Source organism: Actinoallomurus oryzae (genome assembly GCF_039541955.1).
In the GTDB taxonomy this organism is placed as follows: domain Bacteria; phylum Actinomycetota; class Actinomycetes; order Streptosporangiales; family Streptosporangiaceae; genus Actinoallomurus; species Actinoallomurus oryzae.
The window spans coordinates 147311-165646 of the sequence record NZ_BAABHF010000016.1; the positions used below are offsets into that span (position 1 = coordinate 147311).

15 protein-coding genes and 2 pseudogenes are annotated in these 18336 nt (G+C 67.3%); 6 read left to right on the forward strand and 11 right to left on the reverse strand.

Going from position 1 to position 18336, the window contains the following annotated elements; genetic code table 11:
- Nucleotides 1-86: 86 nt before the first annotated feature.
- The 5 genes from galT to chvE form a co-directional block, all read right to left on the reverse strand.
- Nucleotides 87-1136, reverse strand: coding sequence for a galactose-1-phosphate uridylyltransferase (gene galT, locus ABEA10_RS11360; protein WP_345461409.1), 1050 nt, complete (start codon nucleotides 1134-1136; stop codon nucleotides 87-89).
- A gap of 42 nt (nucleotides 1137-1178) precedes the next feature.
- A complete protein-coding gene (locus ABEA10_RS11365; protein WP_345461412.1) occupies nucleotides 1179-2213 on the reverse strand; it encodes a LacI family DNA-binding transcriptional regulator in 1035 nt (344 codons plus the stop codon).
- A gap of 14 nt (nucleotides 2214-2227) precedes the next feature.
- A complete protein-coding gene (mmsB, locus tag ABEA10_RS11370) occupies nucleotides 2228-3475 on the reverse strand; it encodes a multiple monosaccharide ABC transporter permease (protein WP_285578870.1) in 1248 nt (415 codons plus the stop codon).
- The gene (gene mmsA, locus ABEA10_RS11375; protein ID WP_285578872.1) at nucleotides 3472-5019 is read right to left on the reverse strand and encodes a multiple monosaccharide ABC transporter ATP-binding protein; all 1548 of its coding nucleotides are present in this window, start codon (nucleotides 5017-5019) and stop codon (nucleotides 3472-3474) included. The genes mmsB and mmsA overlap by 4 nt, the downstream gene beginning before the upstream one ends.
- Nucleotides 5020-5083: 64 nt before the next feature.
- On the reverse strand, nucleotides 5084-6220 hold the full coding sequence (chvE, locus tag ABEA10_RS11380; protein WP_345461424.1) for a multiple monosaccharide ABC transporter substrate-binding protein: 1137 nt from the start codon (nucleotides 6218-6220) through the stop codon (nucleotides 5084-5086).
- Nucleotides 6221-6448: 228 nt separating this feature from the next.
- Between chvE and ABEA10_RS11385 the strand changes: the two genes are divergently transcribed.
- The 4 genes from ABEA10_RS11385 to ABEA10_RS11400 are packed head-to-tail and all read left to right on the forward strand — an operon-like array spanning nucleotide 6449 to nucleotide 10970.
- A complete protein-coding gene (locus ABEA10_RS11385; RefSeq protein ID WP_345461427.1) occupies nucleotides 6449-7606 on the forward strand; it encodes a mandelate racemase/muconate lactonizing enzyme family protein in 1158 nt (385 codons plus the stop codon).
- Complete coding sequence (locus ABEA10_RS11390; protein ID WP_345461430.1) at nucleotides 7603-8607, forward strand: zinc-dependent alcohol dehydrogenase; 1005 nt, start codon at nucleotides 7603-7605, stop codon at nucleotides 8605-8607. The genes ABEA10_RS11385 and ABEA10_RS11390 overlap by 4 nt, the downstream gene beginning before the upstream one ends.
- Before the next feature lie 9 nt (nucleotides 8608-8616).
- Nucleotides 8617-9576, forward strand: coding sequence for a PH domain-containing protein (locus tag ABEA10_RS11395; protein ID WP_345461433.1), 960 nt, complete (start codon nucleotides 8617-8619; stop codon nucleotides 9574-9576).
- Complete coding sequence (locus ABEA10_RS11400; protein WP_345461436.1) at nucleotides 9573-10970, forward strand: aldehyde dehydrogenase (NADP(+)); 1398 nt, start codon at nucleotides 9573-9575, stop codon at nucleotides 10968-10970. The genes ABEA10_RS11395 and ABEA10_RS11400 overlap by 4 nt, the downstream gene beginning before the upstream one ends.
- A 220-nt stretch (nucleotides 10971-11190) precedes the next feature.
- Here ABEA10_RS11400 and ABEA10_RS11405 read toward each other — a convergent pair whose 3' ends face one another.
- The 3 genes and pseudogenes from ABEA10_RS11405 to ABEA10_RS11410 all read right to left on the reverse strand — a co-directional run.
- A complete protein-coding gene (locus ABEA10_RS11405) occupies nucleotides 11191-11880 on the reverse strand; it encodes a hypothetical protein (RefSeq protein ID WP_345461439.1) in 690 nt (229 codons plus the stop codon).
- Nucleotides 11819-11998 carry a hypothetical protein gene (locus tag ABEA10_RS51080; RefSeq protein ID WP_425550890.1) on the reverse strand — a complete coding sequence of 60 codons (180 nt, stop codon included), beginning with the start codon at nucleotides 11996-11998 and terminating at the stop codon, nucleotides 11819-11821. Before ABEA10_RS51080 ends, ABEA10_RS11405 begins: the two co-directional genes overlap by 62 nt.
- Nucleotides 11999-12502: 504 nt before the next feature.
- A pseudogene (locus ABEA10_RS11410) lies at nucleotides 12503-12984 on the reverse strand (transposase); the annotation flags it as partial.
- 19 nt (nucleotides 12985-13003) lie between these two features.
- Here ABEA10_RS11410 and ABEA10_RS51085 point away from each other — a divergent pair.
- A complete protein-coding gene (locus tag ABEA10_RS51085) occupies nucleotides 13004-13243 on the forward strand; it encodes a TerB N-terminal domain-containing protein (protein WP_425550891.1) in 240 nt (79 codons plus the stop codon).
- On the opposite strand, the pseudogene ABEA10_RS11415 reads toward ABEA10_RS51085, so the two are convergent.
- Nucleotides 13210-13399: pseudogene (locus tag ABEA10_RS11415) on the reverse strand (DDE-type integrase/transposase/recombinase); the annotation flags it as partial. The gene ABEA10_RS51085 and the pseudogene ABEA10_RS11415 sit on opposite strands and share 34 nt — an antisense overlap.
- A gap of 251 nt (nucleotides 13400-13650) precedes the next feature.
- A complete protein-coding gene (locus ABEA10_RS51090) occupies nucleotides 13651-14202 on the reverse strand; it encodes an Imm1 family immunity protein (protein WP_425550892.1) in 552 nt (183 codons plus the stop codon).
- A 138-nt stretch (nucleotides 14203-14340) separates the two neighbouring features.
- On the opposite strand from ABEA10_RS51090, the gene ABEA10_RS11420 reads away from it, so the two are divergent.
- Nucleotides 14341-14892 (forward strand): GNAT family N-acetyltransferase, encoded by a 552-nt coding sequence (locus ABEA10_RS11420; protein WP_345461442.1) that lies wholly within the window; start codon nucleotides 14341-14343, stop codon nucleotides 14890-14892.
- Between the two features lie 776 nt (nucleotides 14893-15668).
- On the opposite strand, the gene ABEA10_RS11425 is transcribed toward ABEA10_RS11420, so the two are convergent.
- The gene (locus ABEA10_RS11425; RefSeq protein ID WP_345461445.1) at nucleotides 15669-18053 is read right to left on the reverse strand and encodes a M14 family metallopeptidase; all 2385 of its coding nucleotides are present in this window, start codon (nucleotides 18051-18053) and stop codon (nucleotides 15669-15671) included.
- Nucleotides 18054-18336: the final 283 nt, after the last annotated feature.

Genomic DNA, 18336 nt, shown 5'->3' on the forward strand with positions numbered 1-18336 from the left:
TGATCGTTGATCAACCTCGTGACCTGCGCGGATGAATTATCGCACCCGCAATGATCGTTCCAGCATGTCGAGCATGAAGCAGCGGCTCAGAGCTCACGGAGGCGCGCAGCGGCGGCCTCGGGGAGCACGTCGTTGATGTACGCGCCGCCGCCGGTCTCGCTCGTGGCGAGGAACTTCAGTTTGTCGGCGGTGCGCTGGGGCGTATAAACGCGGGCGCACAGGTGCGCCGCGTCGCGTTTCGTACGAGCCGGGGCCTGGTACCAGTAGGCCATGTACGGCGTCGGGTGCTCGTAGAGAGCGTCGAAGCGGCGCAGCACGTCGGCGTACAGGCGCATGAGCTCGTCGCGCCGTGCGGCGTCGAGGGCGGGCAGGTCGGGGACGCAGACGCGTGGGGCGACGTAGACCTCGTACGGCCAGCGGGCGGCCTCGGGCACATACGCGAGGAAGCCATCGGTCTCGGCCACGACGCGCGGCCCGGCGGCTTCGCGCGCGACCACCTCGCACATCAGGCATCGGCCGTGCTCCTCGAGGAACCGCTCGGCGGCGGCGAGCATCCGGCGCGGGGTGGGCGGGACATACGGGAAGGCGTAGATCTGGCCGTGCGGGTGCGGCAGGGTGGCGCCGATCGCCGCGCCACGGTTCTCGAACAAGAAGACGTACTCCACGTCGGGGCGCTTCGCGAGGGCCGCCGTGCGGTCGGCCCAGGCGCGGCCGACGGTGGCCAGCCGTTCCGGCGGAAGGGCCGCGAAGGACCCGTCGTGGTAGCTGGTGAAGCACAGCACCTCGCAGCGTCCGCCGGCCGAGCCGCCGAGCGAGGGGAAGCGGTTCTCGAACGACACGACGTCGTAGTCGGCGGCCGGGATTTCGCTGAGGTGGTCACCGTGAGAGGGGCACAGCGGGCACTCGCCGGGCGCCGGCTGGTAGGTGCGGTTCTGCCGGTGGGCGGCGACGAGGACCTCCTCGCCGTGCAGCACGTCATAGCGCAGCTCGGCGGCGGGCGCGTACGGGGGCAGGTCCCGCCGGTCGGGTGTGGAACGATCCTGCCCGGGCTCGTCGTCGAAGTAGATGATCTCTCTTCCATCCGCGAGCCGCACGGACGTACGAGCGGTGGACGCGGTGACGGCATGGGCCGACATGGTCTTCCTTTCACGGGGCAGCGAGCGCGGGGATGGGACGGGCTACGCGGGTGCCCGCCCGGCGCTGTTCCGGCTGACCAGCTCGGTAGAAATGATGATCTTGCTCTCGCTGCGGCGACCGCTCTCGATCTGCTCGAGCAGCAGGTTCACGCTGGACCGGCCGACGGCGGCGAAGTCCTGGCGGATCGTGGTGAGCGGCGGGATGAAGTACGCCGCCTCGGGGATGTCGTCGAAGCCGATCACGCTGACGTCCTCGGGCACCCTGCGGCCTGCTTCATGCAGGGCGCGCAGCAGGCCCAGAGCGTTCTGGTCGTTGGCCGCGAACACCGCCGTGACCTCCGGGTCGGCCGCCAGCGCCAGGCCGCGCTCGTATCCCGACCCGGCGCTCCAGTCGCCGGGGATGGTCGGCGGCACCGGTGCTCCGGCGTCGGTCAGCGCGTCGCGCCAGCCGCGGTGGCGCTCGCGCGCCTCCAACCACGACATAGGGCCGGGCAGGTGGTGCACGGTCCGGTGGCCGAGGTCGAGGAGGTAGCGGGTGGCCGCCTTCGGCCCGGTGTACTGGTCCACCCCGACGGCTGGGACGATCGTCTCGCTCTCCATGACCACGACGGGCAGGTCCCGTGGCAGGTGCTTGATGGTCTGGGTCAGCGGGGCATGGCCGGGGATCACGATGAGCCCGTCCACGCCCTGGCCGCGCAGCCGCTCGGCCGCCTCGGCGATCGAACGCTCGCTGGCCGACTGCAGCGCGATGACGCTGGTGAAGTAGTCGGCCTCCCGCGCGCAGCGCTCGATCTCACTGATCATCGAGGCGGGCCCGAACTGGGTCGCGTCGAAGCTGACCACGCCCAGTGTGCGCGACCGGCCGGTGGCCAGGGCACGGGCGAACGCGTTGGGCCGGAAGTCCAGCTGGGCGGCCGCTGCCAGGACCTTCGCCCGGGTCTCCGTGCTCACCCTCGGGTGATCCTTGAAGACCCGGGACACGGTCTGGTGCGACACCCCGGCAAGCTTGGCCACGTCCCGAAGGCCGGGGCGCGCCGTGACCCGCGCGTCGCCTCGGTCGTCGGGCTCTGTGGTCATGGGATTGATCCTATTTATCGGGAGGTGCCGGCCCGGCGCTTTGCCCAAACGTCGAACGCGACAGCGGCGAGCAGCACCAGGCCCTTGATCAACATGACCCGCTCGCTGGGCGCGCCCAGCAGGGACATGCCGTTGTTGATCACGGCCATGATGAGACCGCCGGTGATGGCGCCGACGACCTTGCCGACGCCGCCCTGCACCGCCGCGCCGCCGATGAACGCCGCCGCGATCGAGTCGAGCTCGAAGTTGGTGCCGGCGGTCGGGCCGGCCTGGTTGAGCCGTCCGGCGAAGATGACGCCGGCGATGGCGGCCAGCACGCCCATGTTGACGAACAGCAGGAACACCACGGACTTGGTCTTGATGCCGGACAGCCGGGCGGCCTGGAGGTTGCCGCCGAGGGCGTACATGTGCCGGCCGAAGACCGCGCGGGTGGTGAGCAGGGTGTATGCCAGGACCAGGACGGTCAGCAGGATGAGCACCACGGGCAGGTTCTTGAACCGCGCGAGCTGCACCACGATGAACATCACGACGAAGGCGGCCAGCGCCATCCGCACGATGAACACCGGCAGCGGACCGACGTTCTGGCCGTACCCCGCGCGGCCCTGGCGGGCCCGCCACTGGGTGAGCACGATGCCCGCGACGCCGATCACGCCGACGATCAGGGTGAACAGGTCCGCGCCGCCCAGCGGGCCCAGTCCTACGTTGCCGAAGTAGCCGGGCAGGAAGCCGTTGGCGAGCGTGCGGACCTGGTCGGGGAACGGGCCGATGCCCTGGTTGCCCAGCACGGTGAGCGTGAGGGCACGGAAGATGAGCATGCCGGCCAGCGTCACGATGAACGCCGGGATTTCGAAGTAGGCGATCCAGTAGCCCTGCCACGCGCCGATCAGCGCGCCCGCGACCAGCGTCAGCACCACCGCGAGCGGCCAGGGCACGTGGTGGTTGACCATCAGCACGGCGGAGATCGCACCGCAGACGGCGACCACCGAGCCGGCCGACAGGTCGATGTGGCCCGCGATGATGACGAGGATCATCCCGATCGACAGGATCAGAATGTAGGAGTTCTGCACGAGAACGTTGGACATGTTCTCCGGCGAGAGCAGGCTCCCGTGCGTGAGGATCGCGAACAGCGCGACGATCAGCGCGAACGCGACATAGATCCCACTCTGCCGCAGGTTGACGGAGAAAATCCGGTCGGCCACGCCGCCGCGGGACGGGGGCGGAGCCTCGCCCTTGTCCGGGCGGGCCGGTGCGACGCTGCTCATTGGGCGATCTGCTCCTCGTCGTATCTGGTCATGAACTGCATCAGCCGCTCGGGCGTGGCCTCCGCGCGGGAGACCTCACCGGTGATGCGCCCGGCCGACATCGCGTAGACGCGGTCACAGATGCCGAGCAGCTCGGGCAGCTCCGAGGAGATGACCAGCACGGCCTTGCCCTGGTCGGCCATCTCGTTGATGATCGAATAGATCTCGTACTTCGCGCCGACGTCGATGCCGCGGGTCGGCTCGTCGAGGATCAGCACGTCCGGGTCGGTGAACAGCCACTTGGACAGCACGACCTTCTGCTGGTTCCCGCCGGAGAGCTTGCCGGTGACCGCGAGGACGCTCGGCGCCTTGATGTTCATGCTCTTGCGGTAGCCCTCGGCGACGCGGAACTCCTCGTTGTCGGGGACCCATCCCCGCCTGGCGAGCTTGCGGAGCCCCGCCGTCGAGACGTTGCGCTTGATGTCCTCGATGAGGTTGAGGCCGTACCGCTTGCGGTCCTCGGTGGCGTACGCGATGCCGTGCTTGATGGCGTCGCCGACCGACTTGATGCGGATCTCCTTGCCGTCCTTGTAGACCCGGCCGGTGATGCCGACGCCGTAGCTGCGGCCGAACACGCTCATCGCCAGCTCCGTACGGCCGGCGCCCATCAGGCCGGCCAGGCCGACGATCTCGCCGCGCCGCAACGTGAGGTTGGCGCCGGACACGACGAGGCGCTCGTGCTGTGTCGGGCTGCGCACCGTCCAGTCCTCGATCCGCAGCACCTCCTCGCCGATGGTCGGCTCGTGCTCGGGGAAACGATGCTCCAGGTCGCGGCCGACCATGCCGGAGATGATGCGGTCCTCGGTCACGAGGTCCTTCTCCATGTCGAGGGTCTCGATCGTGCGGCCGTCGCGCAGGATGGTCGTCGAGTCCGCGATCGCCTTGATCTCGTTGAGCTTGTGGGAAATGATCACGCAGGTGATGCCCTGCTCGCGCAGACCGCGCAGCAGGTCGAGCAGGTGCGCGGAGTCGGCGTCGTTCAGCGCCGCCGTCGGCTCGTCCAGGATCAGCAGCTTCACGTCCTTGGACAACGCCTTGGCGATCTCCACGAGCTGCTGCTTGCCGACCCCGAGGTCCATCGCCGGGGTGACCGGGTTCTCGTCCAGGCCGACGCGGGCGAGGAGTTCGGCGGCGTCGGCGTTGGTCCGGTTCCAGTCGATCAGGCCGCGATGGGCGCGTTCGTTGCCGAGGAAGATGTTCTCGGCGATCGACAGGTACGGGCTGAGCGCCAGTTCCTGGTGAATGATGACGATTCCGTGCTTCTCACTGTCGCGGATGCCGGAGAAGCGGCACGGCTCGCCGTCGAAGTCGATCTCGCCTTCGTACGAGCCGTGCGGGTAGACCCCGGACAGCACCTTCATCAAGGTGGACTTGCCCGCGCCGTTCTCGCCGCAGATCGCGTGGATCTCGCCGCGCCGTACCACCAGGTTCACGTCCTGCAGCGCCTTGACGCCGGGAAACACCTTGGTGATCCCGCTCATCCGCAGAATCGCGTCGTCGGTCATGTCATGCCCTTCAGATCACGCCGGAAGGGCTGGCGGCGCACGTGGCGCCGCCCGCCCCCGCCCGCTACTTCAGCTGCTGAGCCGTGTAGTAGCCGGTGTCGATGAGCGTCTTCTGGACGTTGGTCTTGTAGACCGTGACCGGCTGGAGGAGCATCGACGGGACGACCTTGTCGCCGTTGTTGTAGTCCTTGGTGTTGTTCACCTCGGGCTTGCCGCCCTTGAGGACCGTGTCGGCCATCTTCACGGTGACCGCCGCGAGCTGGCGGGTGTCCTTGTAGATGGTGGCGTACTGCTCACCCTTCATGATCGACTTCACCGAGGCGAGCTCGGCGTCCTGACCGGTCACCACCGGGTACGGCTGTCCGGAGGTGCCGTAGCCGGCGCTCTTGAGAGCGGACAGGATGCCGATCGACAGCCCGTCGTACGGCGAGAGCACGCCCTGGACCTTCGTGCCGCCGCCGTAGGCCTTGGTGATCAGGTCCTCCATACGCTTCTGCGCGGTGGCCGGGTCCCAGCGCAGGATCGCGACGGTCTTGAAGTCCGTCTCCTTGCTCTTGACGACCAGGGTGCCCTTGTCGATGTAGGGCTTCAGGGTGGCCATCGCGCCGTTGTAGAAGAACGTCGCGTTGTTGTCGTCCGGCGACCCGGCAAAGACCTCGATGTTGAACGGTCCCTTGGCGGTGCCGTCGGAACCGTCCTGCTTTTTCAGCCCGAGGCCGACGAGAAGGGACGTGGCCTGCATGACGCCGACCTTGTAGTTGTCGAAGGTGGCGTAGTAGTCGACGTTCGGCGACTTGGTGAGCAGCCGGTCGTAGGCGATGACCGGGATGTGCTTGTCGGCCGCCTCCTGCAGCTGGGTCGTCAGGGAGGTGCCGTCGATCGAGGCGATGATCAGGAGCTTGGCGCCCCGGGTGATCTGGTTCTCGATCTGGTTGACCTGGGTGGGGATGTCGTTCTCGGCGTACTGGAGGTCGACCTTGTAGCCCAGCTTCTCCAGCGAGGCCTTCACGTTCTGGCCGTCGTGGATCCACCGCTCGGAGGACTTGGTCGGCATGGTGACGCCGACCAGCGCGCCCTTCGCCGAGTCGGCACCCGCCGCACCCTTCTTGTCGACGGTCTTGGTGCTCGAGCCGCACGCTGCGGTCACGCTGAGGGCCATGAACAGCCCCGTGGCCATCGTGGCCATTTTAGTGAATCTCATGTCCCACCTTGGGTCGGGCCAGGCGGCTACGCCGGGGTTACGACTGGATTTCGCTGCCGTGTCCGGGAGTGTTACCGGTCACAAATCTGATGTCAAGACACAGTTCCGAAAACACGGCCCACCACCTTCTAGCCGTTGACTTTGCCCATGCGACCGGTAACATCCGCGTGTCGTGAGGTCGTGGTGGCCCCGCCTCTGGTCCCGCAACACGAGGAGCACTCCGTACACATGCGCATCACCGGTATCTCGACACACGTCGCCGGCACGCCCTGGCGCAACCTCACGTTCGTCCAGGTCCATACCGACGAGGGGCTCGTCGGTGTGGGCGAGGCGCGGATGCTGAACCACACCGACGCGCTCATCGGCTACCTGGCCGAGGCCGAGGTCAACCACATCAGGGGCTCGGACCCCTTCGACACCGAGGACCTGGTCCACCGGATGAAGTACGGCGACTACGGCCGGGCCGGCGAGATCGTCATGTCCGGCATCGCCTGCGTCGAGATGGCCTGCTGGGACATCGTCGGCAAGGCGCTCGGCCAGCCCGTCTGGCGGTTGCTGGGCGGCAAGGTACGGGAGCGGATCAAGGCGTACGCCAACGGCTGGTACACCGTCGAGCGCACCCCCGAGGCCTTCCACGAGGCGGCCAAGAAGGTCGTCGAGCACGGCTACCAGGCGCTGAAGTTCGACCCGTTCGGCACCGGCACGATGGAGCTGGACCACGCCGAGACGATGCGCTCGGTCAGCCTCGTCGAGGCGGTCCGCGACGCCATCGGCGAGGAGGCCGAGCTTCTCGTCGAGATGCACGGCCGGTTCTCCCCGGCGACCGCGATCCGGCTGGCCGGGCTGCTCGCGCCGTTCAAGCCGAGCTGGCTGGAGGAGCCCTGCCCGCCGGAGAACCTCAAGGCCCTCGCCAAGGTCTCCGCCCACACCGACCTGCCGATCGCCACCGGCGAGCGCATCCACGACCGCTTCGAGTTCCGCGAACTGTTCGAGCTCCAGGCCGTCGACGTCATCCAGCCCGACATCTCCCACGTCGGCGGCATCGCCGAGACCCGCAAGCTCGCGGCCACCGCCGAGACGCACTACGTGCTCATCGCCCCGCACAACGTCGGCGGCCCCGTGCTGACCGCTGCCAACCTCCACCTGGCCGCCTGCACCACCAACTTCAAGATCCAGGAGCACTTCAACGACTTCGCCGACTCGGCGATCAAGGGCGTGGCACCCGGCCTCCCCGAGGTCGTCGACGGCTACTTCACCCTGCCGGAGGCCCCCGGCCTCGGTGTCGAGCTGGACCTGGACGCGCTCGCCGCGTTCCCCCGGCAGCGCGCCAACTTCAACCTGTTCGCCGACAACTGGCACCTACGTGACCCGGCCAGGACCAAGTGAGCCGGTCGGTACTTCTGGAGTGGCCGGGCCGCCAGCGGCTGGTCAAGGGAGAGGTACCCGCACCCGGGCCCGGTGAGGTCCTCGTCCGCGTCGCCGCGGCGGGCATCTGCGGCAGCGACCGCGAGCTGTACGAGGGCGGCCGCCCCGAGCCGTACCGGACGTTCCCCATCGTCCCCGGCCACGAGTGGTCGGGAACGATCGAAGAGGCCGGGCCCGGCGTCGACCCGTCCCTGGTCGGCCGGCCGACGGTCGGCGAGGGCTTCGTGAACTGCCAGGTCTGCGACCGATGCCGCGCCGGGGACACCAACCTGTGCGGTGCCGGCTACGACGAGATCGGGTTCACCCGGCCCGGCGCGTTCGCCGACCACCTGATCGTGCCCGCGCGTCTGCTGCATCCGCTGCCGGCGGGTACCGACCTGCGGGCCGCCGTGCTGCTCGAACCGGCGGCGGTCGCCGCCGCCGCCGTTCTCCAGGCTGCTCCGCTGGCCGGAGAACGGGTCGGCGTGGTCGGCGCGGGTACCCTCGGCCTGCTGACGATCCAGCTGCTGGCCGCCTCCTCCCCCGCCGAGCTCGTCGTCAGCGACCCCCGCGCCGGCCGGGAGCCGGTCGCGCGGGCGGGCGGCGCGACGGCCTACTTCCACCCGGACCGGCTCGACGCGCTGGACCTCGACGTCGTCGTGGAGACCGCGGGCGCCCGTGACTCGGCGGCGGCCGCTGCCCGGCAGGTGCGCCGGGGCGGTCGGCTTGTGCTGACCGGCATCCCGGGCGGAGCTTCGGAGGGGCTCTCCCCCTCGAGCATCGTCGGCCGCCAGCTGACGGTGACCAGCGTGTTCGGCGCTCCGGCGGCGGCCTGGGCGCACGCCGTACGTGCGTTCACCTCCGGCCTGCTCGACCTCGCGCCCCTGGTCACCCACGAGCTGCCGCTCGAGGCCTATCCCGACGCGGTCGCGCTGCTCGGCCAAGGCGACGAGAACGTCGGCAAGATCATTCTTAGACCATAGGAGTCCGTGATGAGTTTTTCGCGTCATCCCGGCGAGCACCTGCTCGACCGGCTCGGCATGCCCGCCCGCAGCACCGCCCCCGCCGGATCGGAGGCCCGGTTCCCCGACGGGGGGAGCTGGCGGACCGAGCTGCCCTCCTGCGAGGGGCCGGAGGTACTGGCCGCCGCCCTGGAGGAGATCGACCGCCTGGAGGTGCCGATCCACCGCATCAGCCAGGGCAGTGGCATCTGGATGCTCACCGACGCCGAGATCACCGAGATGGTGAAGGCGTGCGAGGAGTGCGACATCGAGCTGTGCCTGTTCGTCGGCCCGCGCGGCACGTGGGACATCGGCGCCGGGGTCAAGGCCTCGTCCGGCGGTTCCGGCCCGCGCGCCCGGGGCCGTGACCAGCTCGCCCAGTGCGTCGAGGAGGCCGAGCGCGCCGTGGCGCTCGGCGTGCGCTGCCTGCTCGTCGCCGACGAGGGCGTGCTGTGGACGCTGCACCGGCTGCGTGCCGCGGGCGTGCTCCCGGCCGACGTCACGTTCAAGGTGTCGGCACTGGTCGGACCGGTCAACCCGGCCGCGTACACCATCTGGGAGAAGCTCGGTGGCGACTCCATCAACGTGCCGAGCGACCTGACCATCGGGCAGATCGCCGAGCTGCGGGCGCAGAGCGGCGCGCCGATGGACTTCTACGTCGAGGCCCCCGACGACCTCGGCGGCTTCGTCCGCCTCTACGACGCGGCCGAGCTGATCCGCTGCGGCGCGCCGATCTACCTAAAGTTCGGCCTGCGCAACACCCCCGGCGTCTACCCGGTCGGCCGCCACCTGCGCGACCTGGCCGTCAACGCCATGCGGGAGCGGGTGCATCGCGGCCGCCTGGCCCTGGACATCCTTGAGCGTCTCGGCGCGGACGGGGACATGTCCCCGCTCGGCTCCCGGCTGCCCGGCACGCTGAACCGCTTCCCCACCGACGGAGACCTGCGATGACGTTGCTGTACGGAGTCGACCCGCGGACCGGCGCACGACTGGAGCCGGGCGTGCCGGAGACCAGCCCCGAGACCGTCGCCGCGTTCGGCGTGACCGCGGCGAACGCCGCCCGCCCGCTCGCGGAGCTGCCACTGCCTGACCGGGTCGCGCTGCTGGACGCCGTCGCCGACGCCCTGGAGGCGGCCGCCGACGAGCTGGTGACGCTGGCCGACGCCGAGACCGCGCTCGGCCGCGCCCGCCTGACCGGGGAGATGGAACGTACCACCGGGCAGCTGCGCCTCCTGGCCGGCGAGGCGCGCCGGGAAGGCTTCCAACGGGACGCCGCCGAACCCGGGTTCGTACGGGCGCTGCTGCCGATCGGACCCGTCGCGGTGTACGCCGCGAGCAACTTCCCGTTCGCGTTCTCCGTCGCCGGCGGCGACACGGCGTCCGCGTGGGCGGCCGGCTGCCCGGTCATCGTAAAGGCCCACCCCGGGCACCCGCGCACGTCGGTCCGTACGGCGGAGATCATCTCCGACGCGCTCGCCAAGGCGGGCGCGCCCGAGGGGACGTTCGCGATCGCGCACGGGCTGGAGGCGGGACTGGCGCTCATCAAGGACCCGAACGTCAAGGCCGCCGGGTTCACCGGCTCGGTGCGCGGCGGCCGGGCGCTGTTCGACGCCGCCGTCAGCCGCCCCGACCCGATCCCGTTCTACGGCGAGCTGGGCAGCGTCAACCCCGTGTTCGTCACGCCGTCGGCGGTGGCCGCCCGCGGGGAGGAGATCGCGCGCGGGTACGTCGGCTCGTTCACGCTCGGGTCGGGGCAGTTCTGCACCAAGCCGGGGCTGCTCTTCCTGCCCGCCGGACACGGGCTCGAGGCCGTGCTGGCCCAGGCGATCGCGTCGGTCGAGGCGCCGTCACTCCTGACGCCGCAGATCGCGGAGGCGTTCCGTACCGGGGTCGAACGGCTGGCCGCCGGGACGCGCACGGTGGCGGAGAGCGCCGGCGCACACCTGGTCGCGGTGACCGCCGCGGAGTTCGCGGCCCGGCCCGAGCTGACGGAGGAGTGCTTCGGCCCGGCCTCCGTCATCGTCGAGTACGCCTCGGAGGAGGAGCTGCGCGCCACTGCCGCCGCCGTGCCCGGCTCGCTCACCGCGACCGTGCACGCCGAGTCGTCCGACGCCGACCTGGCGCGCGGGCTCGTCGCCGAGCTGGCCCGGCACGCCGGCCGTGTCGTCTACAACGGCTGGCCCACCGGCGTCGCGGTCAACCGGGCGATGCACCACGGCGGGCCGTGGCCCGCGACGACAGCGCCGCTGCACACGTCCGTCGGCACGGCCGCGATCCGGCGCTTCCAGGTCCCGGTCACCTTCCAGGGCCTGCCGGAGGAGCTGCTCCCGCCGACCGTGGGGTGAATCATCCGTTGCCGACGTGATCATCCGCCTCATACGCTGAGGCACTAACCGGCGTGAACCTCAGTCTGACAGAGCACCAGCCCAACGAAGCTCCTGGTTGTAACCGGTGTTGGTTGTGGTGATCAACCCATCTACCAGCAGCTTCTCTGCGTCACGGCCCCAACCGGCGCATCGCGATCACGCTGTGACCAGCAGCCCTCCGCCAGAAGATGAAATGGATTCAAGGAGGCAAAGGGATCTCAAAGCCAAGGACCTTGGAGTACTGCTTAGCCCAGTACGCCGCCGGTTTTCGAATCTCAAGTCGATCCCCATTCGGCAGAATGAGCACATCGTTCGACATTCTACCGACTATACAATCAATTAGGTCGTTAGCATCAATATCTCTCGCTAGGACAAGCGATTGAACCAATCTTGCGGGATAGCTGGCGGCCGGCTGCCACGCATATGCCGCACCGCGAACCACATCAGACTCCTCTGCAAGAAGCGACGCAAGATCGGCCCGGTCGCGGACAAATTCGATCCCGCGATGGATTTCGTCGAGGTAAAGCCTCAATGACTCACGTTCTCCCTTTAGCGGCCAGGAAAGTACGCCTTCATTTATGGCCCGAACCCTGACAGACATTCCCCCGTAAGGCTTCATAGTACCGAAGAATTTAGCGTCACCAACATTGACGCTCCAGGTCAAAAAACCTTCAGGCCCCTTGGAGATCCAAGTCACATAAGATAGCTCACCCTGTATCCATTTAACATCACCACGCCTTGATATATCGGCGACTTCGGGGATGATGCCCGATTCCATCGCGCCTCTGAGAATCTCGGAGGCACTCATCGGCTTGGTCAACTCCGAATCACCACTTAAACCACCTGTAGGGACTCTTTGGCGTAGCCGCCAGACGAAATGCGACTCCATCTGGCGCCTGAGTGTACGTCCAGAGCTCGCCGTAGTCGACGCCCATCTCGTTCATGTACCGTCGGAGCCGCCTTGTGCCAGCCTTGATACCGCTCCCCGTATCAGGCTTAAGCTCCACAGGAAAGCCGCATCTGTAAGTCCATCGGGAATACTATCCGGTGAAATCGCTCTCCCTGGTGAACCGCCCCTCCCCGCCCGGGCCTCGGCACGCCGCCAAACCCGGACAGCATCCTGACGCGCCCCGAACGTACCCGCCGAACGCTCCCGCCCCCGCACATCCCAGTAGTACGCGGTATACCGCGGACACCCATCCCGGCGATACCGCATGCGCACATACCCCATGCCCTGATCACCAACCTTGATCATTTGACCGTCATATGACCTTGAATGCCGCCGCATCTGACGGCCCTCACTCCAGTCAACGCAGGTCAGCCAATCGATGCACGAACCAGGACGGGAAGCTCCGGCCGTCCGATGTTCAATCCGCAGCTCCGGAGGAAGGGGCAAATAGACCGCGGCAACTGATGTCATCGGTCACGTCCAGCGGAGTGGTGTATGAGTCGGCCTCCGCGTGATCCGTTGTTGCAGGTTAAGCGGTGATTGCTTGCTGGGAAGGGTTCTCGTCCATCCACACGAAGGAGTACGGGCCGGCGTCCAGGACCCGGCCCGGAACACGGTCACCTGCGCGTCCAGCACCTTGCTCATCTCGCTGACCTGGCTTTTGGAGATGCCCTCGATCCCGAGCTGGTCGACCAGCATGTCACCCGCCGGGTCGGAACCCCCAGCAGATAGCTGGTCGCCACCACCGGGACCAAGGCCTGTTCAGCGCGACGGGGTCGCTCCAGCAGCCACTATGGACCGCAGCTTCGGAATCGCCAACTCCGCCGTCCCCGCACGGGTGTGCCGGTCCGCTTCCGATACGCGTTCCGCCGGTTGATGCGTTCCTCGCTGCGCTGCCCGTAACAGGCTTCGCAAATCGCATCGGCTTCGGCGCTCATGAGCGCCTCGGCCATCGTCTTGACCATCTCGCAGCAGATCCGGCTCACATGCCCCGATCTGCTCGGCGAACCAGCCGGCAGGGTCCACACTGTTGTCTGCGGCCATCGCGTAACCACACTCCTTCGTGTCTTCGACGACTTCGAACGATCTACGCGGTGGCCGTCCTCACATCACGACGCTACGCCTGTCACCGGCGAAACTCATACACCACCTCTGCGGACGCAACACCCTGCACCCCGCTGCGCGGGCGGCGTACCTGCGATGGCCAGCGACCGGACGGCGGCACCCTGATGTCCCCATCGGTTATGTGTTCTTGTTCTTCCAGGCTGCGGCGAAGTCGGCCGAAATGTATTGCGCGCCGTGATCAGGGTGAAAGACCATGCCGCCCAGTCACCCGTCCCGGGTATGGGTCGCGGCCTTCAGCGCGTCGACGACCATCTCAGTGGCGCATGTGATCGGCGATCGGCCAGCCGGCCATGCGGCGCGAGCACAGATCGATCGCGGTGGCCAGGTAGAGGAAAGCAAGGATCTCGACGTTCTTTCCCGATCGCTCGCGGACACAAGTCGCACGGCCGCAAACGTGGTCGTCACAGTGGGATAGGCCAGTCGCAGTCAGGCGCCATAACTCTCACCCGTACGGATGAGATTTTCGGCACACAAAGCTCCGGCGCACGCCAAGATAGTCTACCTAGGAATGTTCGAGCCATGAATCCGCAGACCGAAACCGTCCATCCAGATCTCCACACCCGCAGGTTATTTGTTTCCTTCTTCTCACTCAGCCCAGCGTTCTCCGTTAATCTCGCCGCGCAACCAATTGATACACTCGGGCCTGTCGCCTGTACCTGTCCGACAGAATTCCTCGAGAGCTTCACGCACACGGGGAACCGGCAGAGCGCTACGCCGGTCGTAGCAAAGCGGACTTCCTGGATCCGAAAGAACCTGAGGATCAAAATCAGGCGGTGTTGGATTATCGGAAACCCAACACCACTGAGACTTCTCATCGCCGGACGCTTGAGCGCGCTTAGGGCTCACATACCAAACCAGCCCACCATACCCAGTGGCCGAATTGACGCCAACCCGCAAGTAGTTATCCGGCCACCATCCTTTGGTGTCTGCAGTCCGGGCCCGCCCGGCAAAGCTGAACGATACCGGATCGCCGACACCAACACCTGGAATCGAGAGCCGCTGCTCTCGGATGACCAGGTCAATCAGGCCAGCCACCTCCGGCCATATTTCCGCATGATGCCATGTGGCGCCAATTCTTACATTCAGAATCAAGCTGTACCCCAAAACTCGACTGACCCGACAGCTCCCGGCGTCCATATTTTCATCGCGGAACCTCGGGGAAGAATGACTGGAGCCGCGTCAGCACAATTCAGTACACCTCACAGATCCCGCCGAGATGATTAATCACGACGTTGCGTCCATGATTCCCTTATCGCGCATCCAGGTGGCATATACATGCTTGATCTGCCGCGCCTCCGGCTGCAGACGCCCACGCTCCGCGACTTGAAGATGGCGGCTGCGGCCGCCGGTGATCCGGAGGCACAGCGATGGTTCGGATGGCCCCCTGAGTACGTGCTACCTGAGCGCCGACGGAACCGCTTGCTCACCAGACGTCCAGGCCGCGGGAGACCCATCCGCGAACCGGTCGCGGAAGGCATGGCTCTTATCGCCATCGATCGGGTGAGCGGCATGCTCGCAGGAGCGATCGACGTCCCAATCGACACTGGCGAACTGGGCGGATGGCTGGCTCCCCGCTTCCGCTCGCGCGGCCTCGGCGGAGAGTTGTTCACCGGCGGCGCGTTCTTCGCCCACCATGTCCTCGGCGCTGCAGCGGTGCGAGCGGGGACCGAGACGACCAACGCCGCATGTATCGGGGCCTTGCGGTCCGCCGGGTTCGTACCGGCGGACGGGCCGGACGTTCACCACCTGCCGGACGGCCGCGCTGTGACCGCTCAGTGGTTCCGCCACGACACCAAGCCGACCGCCAGATGCCGTGCAGTCGGATAAGCCGTACGAGCCATGACGAGGACGCAATGCTGCTCTTAATCCGCTGGTTCTGACCTCAGGTGAAGGACGCAAATGTCGACGCCGACTTGCGGAGAGGGCGAGGCGGTACGCCAGCCGCTGGGCGTCAGTTGGGCGACGCCGACCTCGCAGAGTCTCCCTGAACCTCGTTGAACTGCGCTCTATCGACGCCGCTGACCTGCGCCTTCACAGGTTGTCGCTGGTCGCCCGCTGTCCCGGGCTACCTTGACACGGTCGAGGTCACTGGTTCAATCCCAGTATCGCCCACCACGTGAAAGCGTAGGTCAGAGGCCCTGCCTCCTCTCTGGGGGGCAGGGCCACAGGCGTCTATGGGCGATATTTGGGCGATGATCTTGGCGCCCCGGTTCGCCGCCGCCTGCTGCACTGCTGTCAGTTGCTTGATCGTTTCTTCCATCCGAGGCAGGAGCGCGATGAGCGCCGCCTGCTCCTGAGGCCGCAGTGCGAGGAGTGATGACTCCCAGCGGGCTTGCAGGAGGGCGAGGATCCGTTCCTTGGTCTCGGGCGTCACATGTTCGTAGATGCCGCCCAAACCGCGCATCTTCTGACCGAGGCGGGCCGCGCGGCCGATCTCGGGGATCCCGTCATCGGCCAGCCACGTCCGGTGGGTGTGCGCCCACCGAACCCGGCAAGATCCGGCTCATCATCCGTGTCACTCCGGTGCTTCGCCTCACCGTCTGAGCCCGGTGACGGCGAAGGGAGGTACCGACCGGAGCCGGTACCTCCCTCGTGATCACTTCCTAGTGACCGCCGACCCTCACGACCTCATGGCGGTAGCCGGTGTGCCGTCCGTCCGGCTTGTAGTTGTTCTCCACGTTGCCGGCGATGTCGACCGAGAACCATCTCACGTCGGTCGTCTTGTCAACGGTGAGTGACTCGGCGCCCTCACGCAGGCCGGCGGCCTCGAGCTTCGGCGACTTCAGCGTCGGCCGGCTGCCGTCGAGTGTGTAATAGACGGTCGCCGGCTCGTTCACCTTGAACGTGAACTTCGTGCTGCTCGCGTCCTGGCCGGTCACCGACAGGCTGGACCTCGGGTCCTTCTTGTCCTTGCTGTACGCCAGGGCGACCTCGAGGATGCCGATCTGGCCGTTGGCGAACTCCATCGCCTCCTCGTGGCCCTCGGCGAAGTCGGGCTGGAAGCCGACCTCGTCGTACTCCCCGGTCTGTGCGTTGTATTTGTCCGCGCCGACCTCGAAGTCCCAGCCGATGATGCCCTTGTTGTACCAGGCCTCGTCGGCGCTGTTCCCCGCCGCCGAGTACAGAACGTCGGTCACCGGCCCGGTGCGGCCGGGCCAGATGGCCGTGCCGCGCCACTGCTGCACCGCGTTGAGGATGTGGTCGGACGCGGACCAGAAGTAGGTCTCGGTGCCGAGGTCGACCGGCGGCAGCGTCTGCCGGCCGTCCAGCTTGTACGCCCCTGGAGGCCACATGAAGTAGCCGCCGTAGGAGTGGGTGTTCATCGCGAACTTGATGTTGGAGTACTTCTGTGTGAGCCACACCTCGTTCTTGGCCTCGGGCTCGGACAGCTCACTCGGCCCGGAGTACGTCTCGCCGCGGCAGTTCGCGGACCCGCCGCTGTAGCCGTCGAAGTACGAGCCGACCGAGAAGTTGCGGTTCACGTCGACGCCCCACGCGTTACGGCGTGCCGGGTCGGAGTCCGCCGGGCCGCAGTAGTTCGTCATGTTCCGGCGCTGGAAGTTGTAGTCGTACATGCTGTAGTTGGCGCCATCGGGGTTGACCGACGGGACCACGAAGATGTCGAGGTTGTCGACCAGCTTCCGGGTGGCCGGGTCGTGCTGGTAGTTGCGCAGCAGCCGCTCGGCGGTCTCCACGCAGGTCAGCGGGGTGACCCACTCACGCGCGTGCTCCTGGCAGTAGAGGAAGACGCCGGGCTGGGACCCGTTGCGCTTCGTGCCGATCCGCAACGCCTGCACCTGGAACGGCTGACGCTTGACGCTTGCGGGAGCCTTCAGGCCGTCGGAGAGCCTGGTCGCCGGCGCGGCAGCCACCACGCCGGCCCCCGCGTCGCCCCGGTACGTGCTCGCGGTGAGCAGTTTCGCCGCGGACGCGTCGGCGCCAAGCGCCGCCACGACCTGCGCGGCCGTACTCGCGACCTGTCCCGCGGCGTCCGTGGCGAGGTGGACGACGACGTCCTTGCCGGTGACGGACACCGACAGGGCGGCGCCGGCGGTGCCCGGGTTCTCCAGCGCCACCGAGATGTCGTTGCCGCCGTCCGAGCCATACGCCTTCGACGACACGTAGAACGTGCTGGCGGCGGCGGTGCCGAACTGCGCCTGCGCCGCGCGGCGGTAGCCGTTCGTCTTGTAGGGCAGATTGATCAACTGGGTGAGCTTGGGGAACTCCTTGGCCAGCGAGTCAATCCGCTGATAGACCTCTTCTGGATCCATGTAGTGGTCGACGAAGTCGCTCACGTAGTGCGGGTTCGGCTTCTTGCGGGGCTCACCCAGCCACTTCGTCACAGAGACGGTGACCGACCCGCCGCTCGTGCTGGTGATCCGCACCTTGCTGGGCGTCACGTTCACCGGCAGCGGTGAGTTGAACCGGTCGTACATGTACTGGCCGTCGTCGGTGAACCGCGACATCGTCGCGGTCCCGCCCGAGCCGATCTCGGTGCCCCGCCCGCTGTCCCAGGCGACGGTGAGGATGTTGGTCGCCGAGCTGTCGCTCGTCTTTACCTCGACGTTCAGGAACCGCTGCCCGTCGGGCAGGCTGGTGAACCACTCGGCCCGCAGCGCGGTCAGCGTGTCGGTGCCCTGCGCCTGGGCGGCGAGCGAGTTCAACGTCTGCGACCGCTGCCGGCGCACCTTTGCCGCGTCGGCCTGGTCGGCGATGGCGCCACGGACGTCGAAGCCCTTGGCCTTGAGGTCCGCGGACTCCTGCGGGCTGAGGACGGCGTTCACCTCGATGCCGCCGGCCACCGACTTGGTGTACTCGGCCAGGTCAACGCCCATCTGCTGGAGCCGTTCGATGCCGGCCTGGTCGGGTACGACGATGCGCACCAGCGCCACGCCGTCCTGCTCGAAGCTGGACTTGCGGTCCGGTGGTACGAGGCCGGGCTGCGTGACCGCGCCACTGGCAACCGGTATCAGGGGGAGACACAGCATCAGAGCCAGTGGGAGGGCGAGCCATCTCCTGCGCCCCTTCGCCCAGGCAGGCTTGCGAATCATCCTCATGGAGGCCTCTCGGTGTGAACGGATGAAGGCGTTGACAGATACCGCAAGATCCCCCAAGAAACGGACAAACAGTATTTATTTACTCTTTAGGCGGCAAATAAATCAAGCCACTATCCATCACAATCCGAGGCCACGATCGGCCAGGTTCAACCCCGCGAGCCCCGTGGGGTGCAGATACTCGATTACGGCCGTGACCATTGCCTTCTTCTACGCC